Annotated in this window: 14 protein-coding genes; 8 read left to right on the top strand and 6 right to left on the bottom strand. The window is 62.4% G+C overall.

Annotated features, from left to right (window positions below):
* Positions 1–24 precede the first annotated feature (24 nt).
* Complete coding sequence (locus tag D4A92_RS10765) at positions 25–1344, bottom strand: ABC1 kinase family protein (RefSeq protein ID WP_203012868.1); 1320 nt, start codon at positions 1342–1344, stop codon at positions 25–27.
* Between the two features lie 29 nt (positions 1345–1373).
* Positions 1374–2558 (bottom strand): FAD-binding domain-containing protein, encoded by a 1185-nt coding sequence (locus tag D4A92_RS10760; RefSeq protein WP_203012866.1) that lies wholly within the window; start codon positions 2556–2558, stop codon positions 1374–1376.
* A gap of 256 nt (positions 2559–2814) precedes the next feature.
* Between D4A92_RS10760 and D4A92_RS10755 the strand changes: the two genes are divergently transcribed.
* Positions 2815–3714: a helix-turn-helix transcriptional regulator gene (locus D4A92_RS10755; RefSeq protein WP_203012864.1), complete on the top strand. Its 900-nt coding sequence runs from the start codon at positions 2815–2817 to the stop codon at positions 3712–3714.
* A gap of 48 nt (positions 3715–3762) precedes the next feature.
* On the opposite strand, the gene D4A92_RS10750 is transcribed toward D4A92_RS10755, so the two are convergent.
* Positions 3763–5913, bottom strand: coding sequence for a TonB-dependent siderophore receptor (locus tag D4A92_RS10750; RefSeq protein ID WP_203012862.1), 2151 nt, complete (start codon positions 5911–5913; stop codon positions 3763–3765).
* A gap of 316 nt (positions 5914–6229) precedes the next feature.
* Between D4A92_RS10750 and D4A92_RS10745 the strand changes: the two genes are divergently transcribed.
* The 5 genes from D4A92_RS10745 (at position 6230) to D4A92_RS10725 (ending at position 11187) form a co-directional block, all read left to right on the top strand.
* On the top strand, positions 6230–7225 hold the full coding sequence (locus D4A92_RS10745; protein WP_203012860.1) for an iron-siderophore ABC transporter substrate-binding protein: 996 nt from the start codon (positions 6230–6232) through the stop codon (positions 7223–7225).
* A gap of 62 nt (positions 7226–7287) precedes the next feature.
* Positions 7288–8265 (top strand): FecCD family ABC transporter permease, encoded by a 978-nt coding sequence (locus D4A92_RS10740; protein ID WP_425958188.1) that lies wholly within the window; start codon positions 7288–7290, stop codon positions 8263–8265.
* Positions 8266–8297: 32 nt separating this feature from the next.
* The gene (locus tag D4A92_RS10735) at positions 8298–9311 is read left to right on the top strand and encodes a FecCD family ABC transporter permease (RefSeq protein ID WP_203019919.1); all 1014 of its coding nucleotides are present in this window, start codon (positions 8298–8300) and stop codon (positions 9309–9311) included.
* Positions 9308–10138, top strand: a complete 831-nt coding sequence (locus D4A92_RS10730; protein ID WP_203012856.1) for an ABC transporter ATP-binding protein — start codon at positions 9308–9310, stop codon at positions 10136–10138. The genes D4A92_RS10735 and D4A92_RS10730 overlap by 4 nt, the downstream gene beginning before the upstream one ends.
* Positions 10135–11187 (top strand): DUF2218 domain-containing protein, encoded by a 1053-nt coding sequence (locus tag D4A92_RS10725; protein ID WP_203012853.1) that lies wholly within the window; start codon positions 10135–10137, stop codon positions 11185–11187. Before D4A92_RS10730 ends, D4A92_RS10725 begins: the two co-directional genes overlap by 4 nt.
* A 136-nt stretch (positions 11188–11323) precedes the next feature.
* Here the strand turns inward: D4A92_RS10725 and D4A92_RS10720 are convergent, their stop codons facing one another.
* Positions 11324–11770: a pseudoazurin gene (locus D4A92_RS10720; RefSeq protein WP_203012851.1), complete on the bottom strand. Its 447-nt coding sequence runs from the start codon at positions 11768–11770 to the stop codon at positions 11324–11326.
* Positions 11771–11949: 179 nt separating this feature from the next.
* On the bottom strand, positions 11950–12237 hold the full coding sequence (locus D4A92_RS10715; protein ID WP_203012850.1) for a helix-turn-helix domain-containing protein: 288 nt from the start codon (positions 12235–12237) through the stop codon (positions 11950–11952).
* A 319-nt stretch (positions 12238–12556) separates the two neighbouring features.
* On the opposite strand from D4A92_RS10715, the gene D4A92_RS10710 reads away from it, so the two are divergent.
* Together D4A92_RS10710 and D4A92_RS10705 are read left to right on the top strand one after the other, a co-directional pair.
* Positions 12557–13474, top strand: coding sequence for a FecR domain-containing protein (locus D4A92_RS10710; RefSeq protein WP_203012848.1), 918 nt, complete (start codon positions 12557–12559; stop codon positions 13472–13474).
* 36 nt (positions 13475–13510) lie between these two features.
* On the top strand, positions 13511–16345 hold the full coding sequence (locus D4A92_RS10705; protein WP_203012846.1) for an EAL domain-containing protein: 2835 nt from the start codon (positions 13511–13513) through the stop codon (positions 16343–16345).
* Here D4A92_RS10705 and D4A92_RS10700 read toward each other — a convergent pair.
* Complete coding sequence (locus D4A92_RS10700) at positions 16314–16682, bottom strand: YbaN family protein (RefSeq protein ID WP_203012844.1); 369 nt, start codon at positions 16680–16682, stop codon at positions 16314–16316. The two genes, D4A92_RS10705 and D4A92_RS10700, sit on opposite strands and share 32 nt — an antisense overlap.
* Positions 16683–16819 lie beyond the last annotated feature (137 nt).

Genomic DNA, 16819 nt, shown 5'->3' with positions numbered 1-16819 from the left:
AAGGAAGCCTCTCAGAGATCCGCGTCAGGCATAGTCTCGAAGCATGGCCGAAAGCGGCATGCGGACGCGAAGCTTCATGCTGAGAAGTGCAAGCCCGGTGATCTTGCGTTGCAGGAACATCTTGTCCGGAGCCGGTAGCGCCCAGAGCGCGCGATCGGCAAAGATCGGCACCGCGCGCTCGCGGATCTCCACGAGCGGGCCACGGTCGCTGAAATCAACCAGCCCCTCCGGCGCCTTCAGGACATGATCCAGGACGACGCGTGTCATTTCATCCAGCGTCCGTCCGTAGCGCTCCGTTTGCGCCCGGGAAAGATAGCGCATCTCCATCAGCGCATGGCGCACCGCCGTCACGCTATCACCGAGGGTCGCCTGCAGGAGGAGATGGTAGTCTCTGGCGCTTTCCGGGGAGACCGGTCGTACCGCGCCGAAATCGAGCAGGGCCACCCGTCCGTCCTTAGGCCTCCAGAGATAGTTGGCGAAGTTCGGATCCGTCTGCATGTGACCGAAGACGAAAAGCTCGCGCAGTGCAAGCTCGGAGATCGCCTGCATGGCCGCATCCCTTTGCGTCTGGGGTGCATGGGCGAGGGTTTCGAGCGGAGCCCCCTCGATGAAATCCATCGGCAGGACCGTCGGCCGCAGGAGTTCCTCCACGGGGGCCGGCACCACGAAGCGGTCGTCATCGGCGAGCAGGCGGCCGAAGCGACGCATTTCCTCCGCCTCGCGGAGATAATCTGCCTCTTCCCGCAACTGCCGCTTGGCTTCCGCCAGATGCGGCGCAATGTCGAGACCTGCGGGAAGAAGGCCCGACAGGCGCAGGAAGGTCGCGACATTGTCGATATCGGAATCGATGCTTTGGAGCACACCGGGATATTGAACCTTGACGGCAACCGGGCGGCCTGATGACAGAACACCCCGATGCACCTGCCCGATCGATGCGGCTGCGATCGGTGTCGTCTCGAACTGGTTGAAATGGCGTCGCCAGTCCGGGCCCCAGGCGCTGGACAGTGAGGCGGAAAGCTGGCTCGGCGGCATGAAATGCGCCGAGGACCGGAGCTGCGCGAAGATCGACTGCAGCTCGGGCGGCAGGAATTCACCCGGTTCCAGCGAGATCATCTGACCGAGCTTCATGGCGGCGCCGCGCATGCGTGACAGCTGCTCTGCAGCCTTCAGCGCGTTCGATGGCGTCAGAAGCAGGTCTCTCAGGTGCGGACGCTCCCCCTTCGCCAGACGGCTCAAGCCTTCCGCGACCATGCCCGAGGCGACACCACCGGCAATCTGGCCAAGCGCCGCCAGCCGGCTGAGACGCCCCTGGGGCACGGGCCTGTATCGATCACGATCACTCATCACTATCCTTCCGAGCATTGGAGCGCATGTCAGCGGTGCCCAGTCTGCAGGAGGGCTGGAATCTTCTCCTTCAGCCCGAAGAAGCCCTTCCGGCAATGCGGCCAAGCCATCCGATCCCAATCGCGCAGATGCTCCGTGAAGGCGATGCCAAGCCTGTGGAACTCGTCTCTCACTGGGGCGATGGAGGACGCGACCGGCCCGACTGGCAGGAAAGCGTTTGCGACCTGTGTGCAGCCTGACGACTTGGCTGCCGCGGCCAGTTCGGCGGGCATAAGAGCCCCGCAGATTTCCGCATCCGGCCACACCTGTGCGGCACGGGCGAGACCATCGGCGAGGGCAGCGTCATCCCACTTATTGCGACCCTGAAGAAACGCGATGGCCTTGACCGGCAGCGCACGCATCGCGCCAATCTGCTCGACGGACAGATCCTCTGTGGTCAGCAGCAACAGAGTGGCTGCGGATGGATCCGGCAGAGAGGTCGGCCGAATGGATGACGGTGAAGGGGTCGGCACACTGTCTGCGGGAATTCGGGCCGTGCGTGCCAGGCCGGCAGGCGAAAAGCGGCTATCGGTCATGGAGCGGATGCGTTCTGCATCGGCGAGGTAAGCCTTGCCGGCCGTGTGCAGCCCCGCCACCCAACGCCAGGACAGGGTGTTCGATGCCGGATCGGCATCGATCAGGCGCTCGAACATCGAGGCGGCGCCGAGTTCCCAGGGCAGTCCGAGTGTGAAGATCCAGATCGAGGCAAACTGCATGCGCGCCCAGTTGTGCAGATAGCCCGTCTCATTCAGCTCCTCGGTCCAGGCGTCGAAACAGTCGATGCCGGTCGATCCATCGATTGCCGAGGCATGGCGTTTGCGCAGTCCCGAGACTGCGTCCAGCTGCTCCAGCGCCCGTTCGACGGCTGCGTTATAATCCTCCCAAACGGTTGGTCGCTGCTCGAGCCAACCTTTCCAATAGGTGCGCCAGAACACTTCGCTAACGAATTTTTCGGCCGCCGACAGCCCATGCCGTGCCAGTACCGCGTCGACTACCTCCTGCTCGGAGATCAGCCGTCTGCGCAGCGCAGCGGACAAACGCGAGACATGCACATGCTGCCCCTGCCCGTGTTCCTTGTTGCGCAAGCGTGCATAGGCAGCACCCGCATGCGGCAGAAAATCGTCCAGGCGTTGAAGGGCGTCGCTGCGGGTCAGGGGGAAGTCTAGGTCTGCCATCGTTACTCCAGATGAGGTCAATCCGGCTGGCATTGACTGATGCCCACCGAACAACACTACGGCTTCGCGTCGAAGGCGGACCTGCGCTCCTTCGTCACGATCTGAGCCGTGGCACAGAACAGCCACAGTAAAAAGTCGAGATCAAAAATATGATTTATCAAGTCATCTTTATTGACCCGGCGCCTGCATCCGGCCAATAGTGCGCCGCGCCATGACGCATGTGCAGGTCACCGAAACCGGGTGAGAGGCCATTGGTTTGACATATCTCCATTCGATGCAGTCCGAAATCGAGGGCATTCGCGCTCTCATGCCGCCCAGATGGCGTTCCCTTGACGGCGTCGTCGGCGTCCATTGGGAAGCAGAAGGCCATGCAGGGGCGAACGGCTATTATCTGTCGCCGGATCCCCGGATCGTCTTCTTCTTCAACGATGTCAGCAGCCAGATCCGGGTGGCGGACCGGGCGGAGGAACTGGACCGAGGCGAGCGGGGCATGGCACGCGCCATCTATGTGCCGGCCGGCATGCCCATGTGGACGAAGTTCAGCAGCCGCCATCGCTTTTCCCACCTCGACCTGCATCTGCACACGGAACGGCTGATGCGCTATCTCACGCCGGCTGTCGGCTCGTCGGCGGCGCGCGCCATCATCAAGCAGCCGGTCGAACTGCAGGATCCCAGCCCGCTGGCCAGCCTTGCGGCGCTGGTCGTGGACGAACTTTCAACGGATGGCAGGCATCCCGCTTTTGTCGAGAACCTGGTGGGCAGCATCGTCACCGGACTTCTCGACCTGCGGGGAAGCGAAGGGCGAACGGCGGCGCATGCCGGGCATCTCACCAAGGCGCAACTGAACCGGCTTTCAAGCTATTTCGCCACTTGCGGCGGACGCCGGTTGAGCGTGCGGGAAATGGCCGATGTCGTCGGCCTCTCGGAGAGCTGGTTTGCCACGGTGTTTCGTCAGACCACCGACATGACGCCGCTCCAATGGCAATTGTCACGCCGGATCGACATGGCGCGGCAGATGCTTTCGGAAACCGAGATGAGCATCGCTGACATCAGCGCGCAACTCGGCTTTTCCGACCAGGCGCATCTGACCAAGGTGTTCCGCAGCATCACCGGGGACACCCCGGCCGTCTGGCGGCGCAAACACCATTCCATCTAGATGGCCGGAGGGCTCGCTACGCTTTGCGCTGCGAGCCCTCGCCGTTTCTTACCAGGTCTGGCGGAGGGTCGCGTAGATGGCGCGACCGGGGTTGTAGTAGAGTGCACCGCCATCATTGTTGGCGACATGCTTTTCGTCGAACAGGTTGCTGACGTTCAGCTGAAAGCTCGTGTTCTCCTTGATCGCATAGGTGAAGGAGGCATCGAAGATTACTGCGCCGTCAGATTTGCGGGTGTTCGCGTTGTTGAAATAGTAGGAGCCGACGAAGCGCGCGCCTGCCCCGAAGGTCATGTCGCCGCGATCGCCGTTGCCTTCGAGCGTGTACGTGCCCCAGATTGATGCCATGTGCTCGGGGACCTGGGCGAAACGCTTGCCATCGACCGAACTCGAAGTGGTGCTCGTATCCTCGATCTTCGAGTCGATGTAGCTATATCCCGCAATCAGCCCGAAGCTCGGCGTGACCTCGACCTTTGCTTCAAAATCCAGACCGCGATGGCGTACTTTTTCGACCGTGGTCGCCAGGTAGAACGGCCCCTCGGATGTGGTGATGTTTTCGAGCGTGAGGTCGTAGATCGAGGCGGTGATCAGGCCGGGGAAGGCGTCCGGACGATATTTGACGCCCACCTCGTACTGCGAGCCGTAGAGCGGCTCGTTGCCCGTGCTCGGCGGGGCGACGGACTCGGCATAGCTGACATAGGCTGCCAGCTCCTCGGTAACCTTGTAGCTCAGACCGACGCGCTTGCTGAACTCGCTGTAGTCGCGCGACTTGGACACCCGGGTCGCCAGATCGGTCTCTTCGAGATCCAGCCAGTCGTTGCGCAGGCCAACACTGGCCGTGACGCGGTCCGAGAAGATCAGATCCTGCTGCAGATAGATGGCCCGCGTGCTGCGGTCGTTGCTCTTGCGGGTCGTGAGCGGGATCGCCGACGGCAGACCAGCATAGACCGGATTTTGCCAATCGATCGAAGGCGTGCCAGCGCCCCAGAGATAGCCGGACTCGTTGCTCGATTCGATGCTGTTGTAGTCGACACCCGCGAGGGTACGGCTTTCAACCTGATCGAAATTTGTCTCGTACAGCAGATGGGCATCGACAATGAACTGTTCGCTCGAACTGGAGCCGAGAGAATAGATGCGGTCTGCCCTGGTGTCCGAAAGGTCGGCAGCACCGTTGGCATCATAGATATAGGCAAAGCCGGTGTCGCGGTTGGCATTGCTGTAGCGCGCACTGGAATTGAAGCTCAGGCCGTTGCCGAAATCGTGGTCGAACAGCATCGTGTATGTGTTGCGGTTCGTCGCATCGTAGTTGAAATCCGGCTCTCCGAAGAACCGGTCCCGATCGAAATCGGTGTAGAGCGGATGACCGCCACCACTCGGGGTCACGTTGCGGTCGAGGTGATCGAAGACGAAAGTCAAACTGGTCATGTCGGTGGGACGCCAGGTCAAACCGCCCATGATGAAGTTCTCGTCGTTCTCCGAGAAATCATACTCGCCGTCGGCCCGCTGGAACTTGCCGGTCAGGCGATAGGACAGGGTGTCGTCTTCCGTCAGATTGTCGCCAAAGTCGAAGCCCGTCTCCTTGTGAGCGAAGGATCCGGTCGTGCCATAGACCTCACCGAACCGCTCGCTGCGCGGCGTCTTCGTCACATAATTAATGGCGCCACCCGGATCGGAGACGCCGAAGCCGGTGGAATTGGCGCCCTTCAGGATCTCGAGCCTCTCAAAGGCATAGGGTTCTTCCTTCACACCCAGCCAGGTTCTGCCGAGGGCCAGACCGTCGCGGTAGGTGTAGGGCGAGAAGCCCCGAATGGTGACGTAATCGAAACGATCGTCCGATCCGTAGAAATCGGTGGTTACGCCGGCGGTGTACTGCACCACCTTCTCGATGCTGTCGGCACCGCGCTGCTCGATTTCCTTGGATGTGACGACGGAAACGGTCGCCGGTGTCGTCAGGATTTCGCCGGGCATCTTGCCGACAGCGCTCGATTGGGTCGCGACGATTGATTTGGAATCCGCGTCGGCCTTGCCGGCCCCTTCGACGGTGATCGTCTGCAGAACGGTCGTGTCCCCTTCGGTATCGGCGTCCTGAGCGACGGCAAATACCGGCATCAGGGCCACGAATGCCGTGCAGCCCAGAAGGATGCTGATGCGATGGCGAAGGGAGACGCGCGTGGTACCCCGGGCGGAAATGGTTCTGATCATGTTGTTTCCAGAATTTGACGTTCCGACATTCCCGCACGATGAACAAAGAGGATCATCGTCGGGCGTCGACCGACACCGGATCCGGCTCTGCAGTCTCCTGCGGCCCTATCCCTGAGCCCCGGCCGCTGCAGACCGAGATCGGATCGGTCTGCACGCCTTTAACTGGATAATTTTGATCCAGTATTGTAAATTTCTCTTTTTTGTAAAATTCCCCGGAAAATCAAGAGCCGATGTCGTCCGCTCGGGCCAAATTGCTTGACCCGACGATTTGAAGCTGAGAGGGACAGTCAACTTAACCAAGGGATGATTGGGACCCATGCGGATCAGTTTGCATCACCTGGCGCCTCTTGCAGCCATCTTCCTCTCTGTATCCGGCCCGACGGCCTTCGCCGCCGAGGAGGCTCGTTTTCCCCTCGAGATCAGCCATGCGCTCGGGCAGACGACTGTACCTCAGAAACCGCAGAGGGTGGCCACTGTCGCCTGGGCCAACCACGAAGTCCCGCTTGCCCTCGGCATCGTACCGGTCGGCATGGCGGCTGCGAATTTCGGTGATGATGACGGCGACGGGCTGCTGCCCTGGGTTTCGGAGCGCCTGAAATCCCTTGGGGCCGACGCGCCTGTCCTGTTCGACGAGGGGGACGGGATCGACTTCGAGGCGGTTGCCGGGACGGCACCGGATGTCATCCTCGCCGCCTATTCGGGCTTAAGCCAATCCGACTACGACACCTTGAGCCAGATCGCCCCCGTTGTCGCCTATCCGCAGGCGCCCTGGTCGACGGATTGGCGTGAAACGATCCGCTTCGATAGCGCCGGCATGGGCATGGCGCCTGATGGTGAAGCGTTGATTGCCGATATCGAGCAGAAGATCGCAGCCGAGGTGGCCAAGTATCCTGAACTCAAGGGGAAACGAGCGATGTTCGTCACCCATCTCGACGCGACCGACCTCAGCATCGTCAATTTCTATACGACCCAGGACACCCGCGTTCGGTTCTTCGCCGATCTCGGGCTTTCCATGCCGAAAAGCGTGATGCAGGCATCGACGACCGGCAGCTTCGCTGGTTCGATCAGCGCCGAGCAGATCGATCTCTTCGATGACGTCGATATTCTCGTGACCTATGGCGATCAGGCCTTGATCGACGCCATGAAGGCCAATCCTCTTCTGTCCCACATGCCGGCCGTGAAGCATGACGCCATCGTCACGCTCGGCCGCGATCCCGTGGGAACAGCCGCCAATCCCACCCCACTGTCGATCACCTGGGTGTTGCCCGCCTATGTGGAGAAGCTCGCGGACGCGGCGCGAAAGACGGAATGATTTCTGCTCGCTCCCTTTCCTCCGCCCAACGGCCGTCTCTTGCGAAGACTCCCAAGGGCAGCTTGGTTTGGCTCTCCGCGGCAATCGGGGTCAGCATCGGCGTCGCCTTGCTGTCCCTCACCATCGGCACCCGCGATGTACCCCTGTCGGAGGTGCTGGCGGCCCTGTCCGGGGACGTCTCGACGCTTGACCGCGCCGCAGTTGCGACCCGTGTGCCGCGCACCGTTCTGGCACTGCTCGCCGGTGCGGCCCTTGGCCTTGCCGGCGCCGTGATGCAGGGCGTGACGCGAAATCCGCTCGCCGATCCCGGCATCCTCGGCGTCAATGTCGGCGCATCGCTTGCCGTTGTGGTGGGGGTGGCGTGGTTCGGCATCAGCTCGGCTGATGCCTTCATCTGGATTGCCATCGCGGGCGCCGCTGCCACAGCCGTCTTCGTCTATGTCATCGGTTCGATGGGACGCGGTGGCGCAACGCCGCTGAAGCTCGCCCTTGCCGGTACGGCAACCGCGATCGCCTTTTCATCACTCGTAATTGCCGTCGTCTTGCCGCGTGCAGACATTGCCGGCGGCATCCGCTCCTGGCAGATCGGCGGCGTCGGGGGCGCCACCTTCGAGCGGATGCAGCACATCTATCCGTTTCTTCTGGTCGGGTTTCTGCTGTGCCTGCTTTCAGCTCGACGCCTCAATGCTCTGGCGCTCGGTGACGAACTTGCCGCGGGGCTTGGCGAGCGCGTGGCAGTGGCACGAGGCATGGCAACGCTCGGTGCCGTCGTGCTGTGTGGCGCGACGACAGCCGTCTGCGGCCCGATCGGTTTCGTCGGCCTCGTTGTCCCGCATGCCTGCCGGCTGCTGGTTGGCGTGGATCATCGCTGGCTTCTGCCATTCTCGGCCATCGGCGGGGCCATCCTGCTGACGGCGAGCGACATTCTCGGTCGCCTTGCGGCCCGCCCGTCCGAACTAGAGGTCGGCGTCGTGACCGCCCTTATCGGCGCGCCGGTCTTCATCTTCATCGTCCGTCGGCAGAGGGTGAGAGATCTGTGACCCTTCTTCGATCCGATGCTTCCCTGACATCCATGGTCGCGGCAAACCGCAAGCAAAGGTCGCGCCGGCGGCTGGTCATGCTGGCACTTATTCTTGTCCTCATCCTCGCCGGCTTCACGTTGACGCTGATGGCCGGTCGAACCTTCACGCCTTTGGGAGACGTCATCCGCGTCCTCATCGGAGAATCGGTTGCCGGCGCGGATTTCACGGTGGGGCAGCTGCGCCTGCCGCGCGCCGTGCTGGCCATTGCGGCCGGCATGAGTTTCGGCCTTGGGGGAGCTGCTTTCCAGACGCTGTTGCGCAATCCGCTCGCCAGCCCCGACATCATCGGCATCACCTCGGGCGCCAGCGCGGCAGCGGTTTTTGCCATCGTCGTGCTCTCTCTCAGCGGACCTGTTGTCTCTCTTCTGGCCGTCGGTGCCGGTCTTGCGATCGCGCTTCTGGTGCATGGACTCGCCTCGAAGAACGGGGTTGCCGGACCGCGGCTGATCCTTGTCGGGATCGGCGTCTCTGCGATGCTCGAAAGCATGATTGCCTACATCCTGTCGCGCGCGCCCGCCTTCACGCTGCAGGAAGCCATGCGCTGGCTGACCGGCAGTCTTAACGGCGCCAAGCTCGATCAGGCCCTTCCCCTGATCGTTGCTCTCGTTGCGCTGGGTAGCCTGCTTTTGGCCAAGGCGCGCGATCTCGATGTCATGCGGGCGGGCGACGAGACGGCGACCGCGCTCGGGGTGCATGTCTACTCGACCAAGCTCATGGTTATCGTCTGCGCCGTCGGGCTGATTGCGACCGCGACCGCGGTCACAGGACCGATTGCCTTCGTCGCCTTTCTCGCAGGCCCGATCGCGAGCGGCGTCTTCGGACGACGCAGCTCCATCCTCCTGCCGGCCGCCGTGGTCGGCGCCTTGCTGGTGCTCACCGCAGATTTCGTCGGCCAGTTTCTCTTGCCCAGCCGATACCCGGTCGGCGTGGTGACCGGAGCGCTGGGAGCACCCTACCTCATCACCCTGATCATCAGGAGCAACCGGCGGGGAGCCGCGACATGACCGATCACCGTCTCGAAGCGAAGACCCTTTCGGCCGGCTACGGTGACAGCCTCGTCCTTAGCGACATGGACCTCCGCCTTCCATCCGGCCAGATCACCGCCATCGTCGGCGCCAATGCCTGCGGCAAATCCACCTTACTCAAGGCACTGTCGCGACTGATCGAGCCCAAGGCCGGCGAGGTGCTGCTCGACGGGAAGGCAATCCACAAGGTCCCGACCCGCGAACTCGCGCGCCGGCTTGGGCTCTTGCCACAATCCCCGATCGCGCCGGATGGGATCACGGTGATGGATCTAGTGAGCCGCGGCCGCCATCCGCATCATGGCCTGTTTCAATCCTGGACTAAAAGGGACGACCAGGCGGTTGCCGATGCCTTGGCGGCCACGCAGACCGCCGAACTTGCAGACCGGCCGGTGGACGAGCTGTCGGGTGGCCAGCGGCAGCGGGTCTGGATCGCGATGGCGCTCGCCCAGGAGACCGAATTCCTGCTGCTCGACGAGCCGACGACCTTTCTCGACATCAGCCACCAGATCGACGTCCTCGATCTCCTGACGGACCTCAACCGCAGCCGCGGCACGACCATCGTGATGGTCTTGCACGACCTGAACCTCGCAGCTCGTTATGGCGATCATCTGGTCGCGATGCTGGGCGGAAGCCCCTTCAAAAGCGGCAGCCCGGAAACCGTCTTGACCGAAGACATGGTGCGCCGGGTGTTCAACCTCGAAGCCCGGATTCTCACCGATCCGACCTCCGGCCGACCGATGATGCTCCCGATCGGGCGGCACCACATGCAATCCTCGTCCTCCCTCACTCGACTGGCGCATTCATGACCGATCTTCAACCCACCAAACTTTCAGGCATCGCTCGTCCTGCTGATGTCGGCGCCATGCTCGCCGAAATCTGCGAACACTTCGTCGAGCACTCCGACGTGGTTCACGCCGATGGCGTTGCCACGCTGAAATCGGAGGATTGGACGATCAACATCGTGACGGCCGAGGATGTGCTGCAGATCGAGATCAGCACCTTAGGTGAAGAGGCGCTCGCCGTTACGCGCACCATGTTCGCCGAACATCTCTTCTATTTCGCCGGGGATGAGCCCTTCTCGCTCGAGTGGTCGAAGCCGGCCGCGAAGGTGAAGCCGCCCGGTTTCCACGAGGCGACCGTTGTCGGCGTCGAGGATGTCACCCCAAGGATGCGGCGGGTGACGCTCTCCGTCGCCGACGTCTCGCCCTTTCTCGTGCGCAACATGCATGTGCGGCTGCTGGTGCCGCCGCAGGGTCAGACACCGGTCTGGCCTCACCTGCAGGAGAACGGACGTATCGGCTGGCCCGACGAGTTGCTCGTGCGGATCTACACGATCCGCTGCGTCGATGCGCAAGCACGCCACATTGCCCTCGATATCCTGCAACACCCGGCCGAGGGCGTGGCGACACCCGGCGCGGATTTCGCACGGGACGCTGAGATCGGCCAGCAGGTGGCGATCATGGGACCGGGCGGCGGCGGCTTGCCCGATGCGCAGAACATCTTCTTTGCCGGCGACGAAAGTGCACTGCCAGCCATCGCCCGGATGGTCGAGGAAGCGCCGCCTGGCGTCGCGATGCGAGCGATCATCGAGGTCGAAGATGCCAACGAGGAGCAGGCCTTGCGCGGTCAGGCTCCGATCCATGTCGAATGGCTGCACCGGTCATCCCATACGGGCACCGATGCCCATCCTTTGGTGGACAAGGTGAAGGCAGCACTCGAGGATGTGAACGCCGAAACCTTCGTCTGGTTTGCGGGCGAAAAGGCGGATGTGCGGACCATCAAGCGGCATCTCGCGCAAAAAGGTCGCGACCGCCGGAAGCAATACGTTGCCTGGTATTGGGAGAAAGAGAGCTGAGAGCCGCCGCGGATTGCGCAGTGCGTCCGGGATGAGAGATCTCGGGAAGCGGGCGCCAATCCATGCCGCCCACTCCCCATAATGTCGCCCCTGTGATGCGGTCGATCTCGACCCCCGTCACAGGCAGAGGGCCTTCTCACTGCGCGGCAGCGACCGCAGCGTCGATGCGCTCGCGTGCCTTCTTCGGCAGCTTGGCGGCGTTGAAGGCGTCGAGATTGGCGGCCGGACCATCACCGACGAGGATGGCGGCGACCATGCCCATTCCGAGATGCGGCGCGCATTTGATGCCGTAGAGACCCGGCACGTCGAAAGTCACCTTGATCTCCTCGTTCATCTTGCCCTTGAACTCGGCCGCACCCTCCGGGATCATGCCCTTGATGGCTTCGGCATTGTGGCCTTTGTCGGTGGGGATGAAGGTGACGGTATCGCCGGGGGCGATCTTCAGGCCGGCCGGTTCGAAGACCATGGCGCCTTCCGCACCCTTGTTGAGCATCTTGACCTCGAAATCGGCCGCTGCGGCAAAACCGGGAAGGGCAAGAGCAAGCGCAGCGATAGCGGCAAGTTTCGTGAAGCGGCGTGTCATTGTCTGTCTCCTTGAATCGGGAACGTCAGCATTCCCTTGCCGAAGACTTATGCTGAGCTGTGCACCGCTTCTTTGAGCAAAATCAAATCGGGAGAAGGAGGATCCAACGACGGCGGTCAGGCACGGAGGGCTTGGCAATCCGCGCAACTGGCCGGTCTCCCGGCTAACGGACGATCGTTTCAGCCTCCGGCACCGAATGGACCGTTCTTCGCCATCTCTGGATATTGGACGGTTTTGTCGTCGTCGGTATCGACCGATTGGGAGGCGGGGACGGACAGGCGCACACCAAATCCGCCGGCAGCGCTTGTGACCCTTTCATCGATGAAGGTGACGCCCGCCGCCTCCAGCACCGCCCTCACCCCGGCGAGCACACCGGCTTCATCCTCGCCGCCCGGAGCCGAGTTCTCCAGTCGCTCGACTGTTGACACAGAAAGGCTAGCGCGCTCGGCGAGCTGCTCTCGCGTCATGCCGAGCAGCATTCTGGCGGCTGAAACCTGTTTTCCGGTGTGCACGGGAAGACCTTTCGGGTTCGGTTGATGCAAGCGCCGACAACACTTGCCCTACGCTAACTAGAACCGGGCGACCGCCGATCAAGCTTTCACTGCGGCCGCTGAGCGGCGGGTAGCCACACAGGCGGTGCAATCTGGACTGGTCATGCCAACCCGGGCACGTCAGGCTTCGCGCGTTTTCCATCGAATAAACAGGCGTTTGATAAAACCGGTACAGCAAATTCAGAAGAATCTTAAGGAACGCGTGCTGAATTAGGTGCTCAAGGGAGCACCTATCATGCGCTTTATCGTTTCAACCATCCTCTGTCTTTTCCTGACCTGCCTTGCCGGCGTGGCATCGGCCGCGGGCGAGGCATGGACGGCCGCGAAAGCGACGTCACAGGTCGCCTACACCGTCGACAAGAAGACCTGGATTCCGCTGCAGGAAGGCATGGAGGTGCCCAACAAGGCCTGGATCTCGACCGGGCCGCGGGGGCGACTGCAGCTGGTGCGCGGTCAGGAAAGCATCGCCTTTCAGCCCAATACGCTGGCCGCGATCATCACCCGGGGCCAGGACATGAGCCGCAAGACCGAAGTGGTCCAGCAGGTGGGCGAGATCAGCCTCGAAATCGAAAAGCGGCAGCGACCGCATACGACGGTGCAGACGCCGTTTCTGGCAGCCGTGGTCAAAGGTACGCAATTCACCGTCATGGTCGGCAAAACCAACGCGGCCGTCGCTGTCGATCGAGGTCTGGTGCAGGTGACCAGTTTCAGTACCGGTGAACGTAGCGACTTGGGTGCCGGCCAGGGTGCCCAGGTAACCTCATCCGGGATGACGGTCGCCGGCCTTTCCGGAAAGCCGCAGATTACGCGTGTGGCGCCCTCGAACGCCAAGGTCCCGGCCGCCGGCGCCGTGAACAAGGCGACATCGACAGCCGAAGAAGCCAAGGGGGCGATGGGCGCGAGCAAATCCAAGGGCAATGCCGGTGGTCAGGGCGCTGGCAAGAGCAATGCTGCCGGCAACAGCAACGCTGGCGGAAATGGCAACTCTGGCGGCAATGGCAACTCTGGCGGAAACGGCAACGGTGGCGGCAATGGCAACGGGGGCGGTAACGGCAACGCTGGCGGAAACGGCAATGCCGGCGGCAACGGCAACGGCAACGGCGGTGGTAACGGCAACGCTGGCGGGAATGGCCGCGGCAGAAACGGCGACTGATGATGAGAGCGTTCGCCACACCGCCAGGATGCGCGCATGACGGATAGCATTCGCCCAGCATCCGGTTTCCTGGCACGGCTGGTATCGCTTCGGCTCGCCATGATCGCCGTGATCATGGCGCTTCCGCTGTTCTTGCCCTCCTTGTCGGTCGTGCAGCATCTCGACAACGATCTGATGGCATATCGTGCCGCTGCGGCTCCCAGGGCTGCCAGCGGCGACTTCGTATTCGTCGCGATCGACAAGAAAAGCCTGATCGAGGTTGGCACCTGGCCCTGGCCGCGCGCCGTACATGCCGAGCTGATCGACAGGCTGGTGGCGGCCGGTGTTCAGGACATCTTTCTGGATATCGACTTCAGCACCCCTTCTCAGCCGGAAAACGATGCGCGGCTTGCACGCGCGCTCGAAGAGGCCGGTGGCGGTGTCATCCTGCCGATATTCCGCCAGCAGTTCGGTGCGCATTCGGCCGATCCGCTGACCGTGACTTCGCCGCTGCCGATCTTTGCCGAGCATTCCTGGCCGGCTTTGGTCGATGTTGCGCTGGATGACGATGGCTTGATGCGGTCATTCCCGGTGACGGAACTCATCGACGGTATTCCGACGCAGTCGGCGCCCGCCGTGCTCGCCGGCTACAGTGATGCACGGACCAGCAGGCTCGAGATCGACTTCTCCATTCGGCCTGAAACAGTTCCCACCTATTCGGTCACCGATATCCTCTCCGGCGCTGTCGGACGCGATGCCATCAATGGCAAGTCGGTGGTGGTCGGCGCTTATGCGACGGAACTGAAGGACCTCTTTGCCGTGCCCGCCTATGGCATCCTCAGCGGGCCGATGCTGCATGTGCTGGCGACGGAGACACTGGTCCAAGACCGAATACTCCGGCCATTGCGCACCGAGCCGATCGGCCTGCTGCTCGCGGCCTTGATCATCGCCTATACCCTGACATTCCATCGCCAGTCGATGGGCGTGCCGCTCGCAGTGTCCGCAGCCTTGCTGACGATTGCCGAGGCGGTCTCCTTTCTCATCTACAAGCACGAGGCCCTGGTCTTCCACACCGCCAGCCTTTGGCTGATGTTCGCCTTCGGCTTTTTCATGCTGATGGCCGAAAAAGTGGGGCTCAGCGGATGGCTGGCGGAGCTCGCGGTAACGGAAAACCGCGACATTCGCCGTGTCCTGAAGCGCGTCATCAATGACAGCATCGACCCGGTGATCGTGCTTGATCAGAAGCGCAACCTGCTCGATGCCAGCCAGACCATGAGCGGCTTGCTCGAACTCGACCAAGCTGTCGCGCGTGGTAGCAATCTGAGTGTATTCGCGCCCCCTGCCCTGACCGATGCGCTGATCGCGCTCGAAGCGATCCACCTTACAGATCCCCAGCAGGTTCACAGCCAGACCCTTGCACTCGACATTCCAGGCCGAAAAGGCCGACGGCATATCGAAGCCGTCATCACGATCTCCCCCTTCGAAAGCCTTGGCGGCCAGGGGCTGTCATCGGTGGGCTCGCACGTGACCTGTATCAGCCTGCGCGACGTGACGGCGCGCCGCCTCTACGAGACCAAGCTCGAAGAGATGTCACGGATCGACGATCTTACAGGGCTTTTGACCCGACGTGGCCTGATCGACGCTATGGCGGCCACCGGGCGCGGCTTTTCCGTCTTTGCCATCGACCTGCATCGCTTCGGTCATCTCAATGAAATGCTCGGCCGGGAAAAGGGCGACAGCGTCCTGCAGGCCGTAGGGGGCCGCCTTCGGCGCCATGCGGGCATCGATGGGCTGACCGCCCGGCTCGCGGGCGACGTTCTCTGTTTTGCCACCCCCGGCATCGAGGGTGAGGACGCGCTTGCCGAAAGTGCGGCTGACTTGCTCGCGCTCTTCGACACGCCCTTCGGCATCGACGGGATCAAGATCGAACTCAACGCCCGCATCGGCGCCTGCAGCGGCTCGGACAATCTCGGCCATCCGGGGAAATGGGTGGAAGCGGCGGAACTGGCGCTCATCGATGCCAAACGGGTCGGAGGAAGTGGCTGGCGGGCGTATGACCCGGCCTCGACGCTGCGCAGGGCTCGCTCAAGGCTTTTGGAAGCGGAGTTGCGCACCGGGCTCGATCAGGGACAGTTTTTCCTGCTCTTTCAGCCGCAGGTCGCCCTTACCTCTGGGCGGCTCGCGGGCGCCGAGGCGCTTTTGCGGTGGCAGCATCCGACACTCGGCACGATCTCGCCGGCGGAATTCATCAGCATCTCGGAAGCAAACGGCTTCATCTGCGATCTGGGCCAGTTCATGTTCCGCGAGGCCTGCAAGGCCGCTACCAGTTGGCCCTCACATGTCAGCGTTGCCGTCAACATTTCCCCGGTTCAGTTTCTGCGCGGCGATCTGATTTCCGACATCCGTGCGGCGCTCGACGCCAGCGGTCTTCAGCCGCACCGGCTGCATGTCGAGATCACCGAATCCATCTTCGTCGAGCGCTCCGAGGAGCTCTTCTCCAAACTGGATGCGCTGCGCGATCTCGGCGTGACGATTGCGCTCGACGACTTTGGAACTGGCTATTCATCGCTTAGCTACATCTCCAGCCTGCCGCTCGACAAGCTGAAGATCGATCAGTCCTTCGTCCGCGAGATGGTCAGCGATTCCGCGACCCAGAGCATCGTTCAAGCGGTCATGACGCTTGCCCATGGTCTTAGCCTCAAGGTGGTTGGCGAGGGCATCGAAAATGCGCTGCAGGCAGAGATGCTCGCGGCCATGGGCTGCGAAGAGGGACAAGGCTATCTCTTCGGCCGACCGCAGTCGGCACGCCAGATCCAGGCTCTGTCGGCCGCCCATTCGCTGCTTTCCGGCGGCCATGACGTCAGCCTTGGCGCCCTGGCGCAGGCCGGGTGAGCACGAAAGCGGCAGAGCAAAGCAGGATGACGCCGATCAGTGCCTTCAGCCATAGCTGCGGTGGTCCGAAGACCAGGACAATACCGTAGCTCAGCGCCATCAACGACACCGAGGCAATCTTGGCCCTTTGCGAAATCGCGCCTTCACGACGCCAGTCGATGAGGGGCTGACCATAGCGGGGGTGATCGAGCAACCATTGCTCGAAGCGCGGGGAGGAGCGCGCGAAGAGGCCCGCGGCGAGGATCATGAAAGGCGTCGTGGGCAAAACCGGCAGGAAGATGCCGATCACACCGATCCCGACCATCAGCCAGGCGCAGCCAAGAATGAGCAGGCGCATCAAGTCCCCTTCGTTGGCTGCCTTCGCTTCGACTGGAGATATGGCATGATTCGGGATCGACAAGGATTTTGAGGATTGCGGCAAATGCGGCGATTTTTCGTTTGCGCCGCAACAGGCTGAAATGCATCCTTGCCCGG

The organism is Rhizobium rosettiformans, assembly GCF_016806065.1.
In the GTDB taxonomy this organism is placed as follows: domain Bacteria; phylum Pseudomonadota; class Alphaproteobacteria; order Rhizobiales; family Rhizobiaceae; genus Allorhizobium.
Note: the sequence above shows the minus strand (reverse complement) of the source record. Positions and strands in the feature narration are given on the sequence as shown.

Bases quoted from the DNA above. Each gene is read 5' to 3' on its own strand.
- D4A92_RS10730 (WP_203012856.1), top strand. From the start codon at position 9,308: ATGACCGATCACCGTCTCGAAGCGAAGACCCTTTCGGCCGGCTACGGT.
- D4A92_RS10700 (WP_203012844.1), bottom strand. From the start codon at position 16,682: ATGCGCCTGCTCATTCTTGGCTGCGCCTGGCTGATGGTCGGGATCGGT.
- D4A92_RS10705 (WP_203012846.1), top strand. From the start codon at position 13,511: ATGACGGATAGCATTCGCCCAGCATCCGGTTTCCTGGCACGGCTGGTA.
- D4A92_RS10710 (WP_203012848.1), top strand. From the start codon at position 12,557: ATGCGCTTTATCGTTTCAACCATCCTCTGTCTTTTCCTGACCTGCCTT.
- D4A92_RS10720 (WP_203012851.1), bottom strand. From the start codon at position 11,770: ATGACACGCCGCTTCACGAAACTTGCCGCTATCGCTGCGCTTGCTCTT.
- D4A92_RS10745 (WP_203012860.1), top strand. From the start codon at position 6,230: ATGCGGATCAGTTTGCATCACCTGGCGCCTCTTGCAGCCATCTTCCTC.
- D4A92_RS10765 (WP_203012868.1), bottom strand. From the start codon at position 1,344: ATGAGTGATCGTGATCGATACAGGCCCGTGCCCCAGGGGCGTCTCAGC.
- D4A92_RS10750 (WP_203012862.1), bottom strand. From the start codon at position 5,913: ATGATCAGAACCATTTCCGCCCGGGGTACCACGCGCGTCTCCCTTCGC.
- D4A92_RS10760 (WP_203012866.1), bottom strand. From the start codon at position 2,558: ATGGCAGACCTAGACTTCCCCCTGACCCGCAGCGACGCCCTTCAACGC.
- D4A92_RS10735 (WP_203019919.1), top strand. From the start codon at position 8,298: ATGGTCGCGGCAAACCGCAAGCAAAGGTCGCGCCGGCGGCTGGTCATG.
- D4A92_RS10725 (WP_203012853.1), top strand. From the start codon at position 10,135: ATGACCGATCTTCAACCCACCAAACTTTCAGGCATCGCTCGTCCTGCT.
- D4A92_RS10715 (WP_203012850.1), bottom strand. From the start codon at position 12,237: ATGACGCGAGAGCAGCTCGCCGAGCGCGCTAGCCTTTCTGTGTCAACA.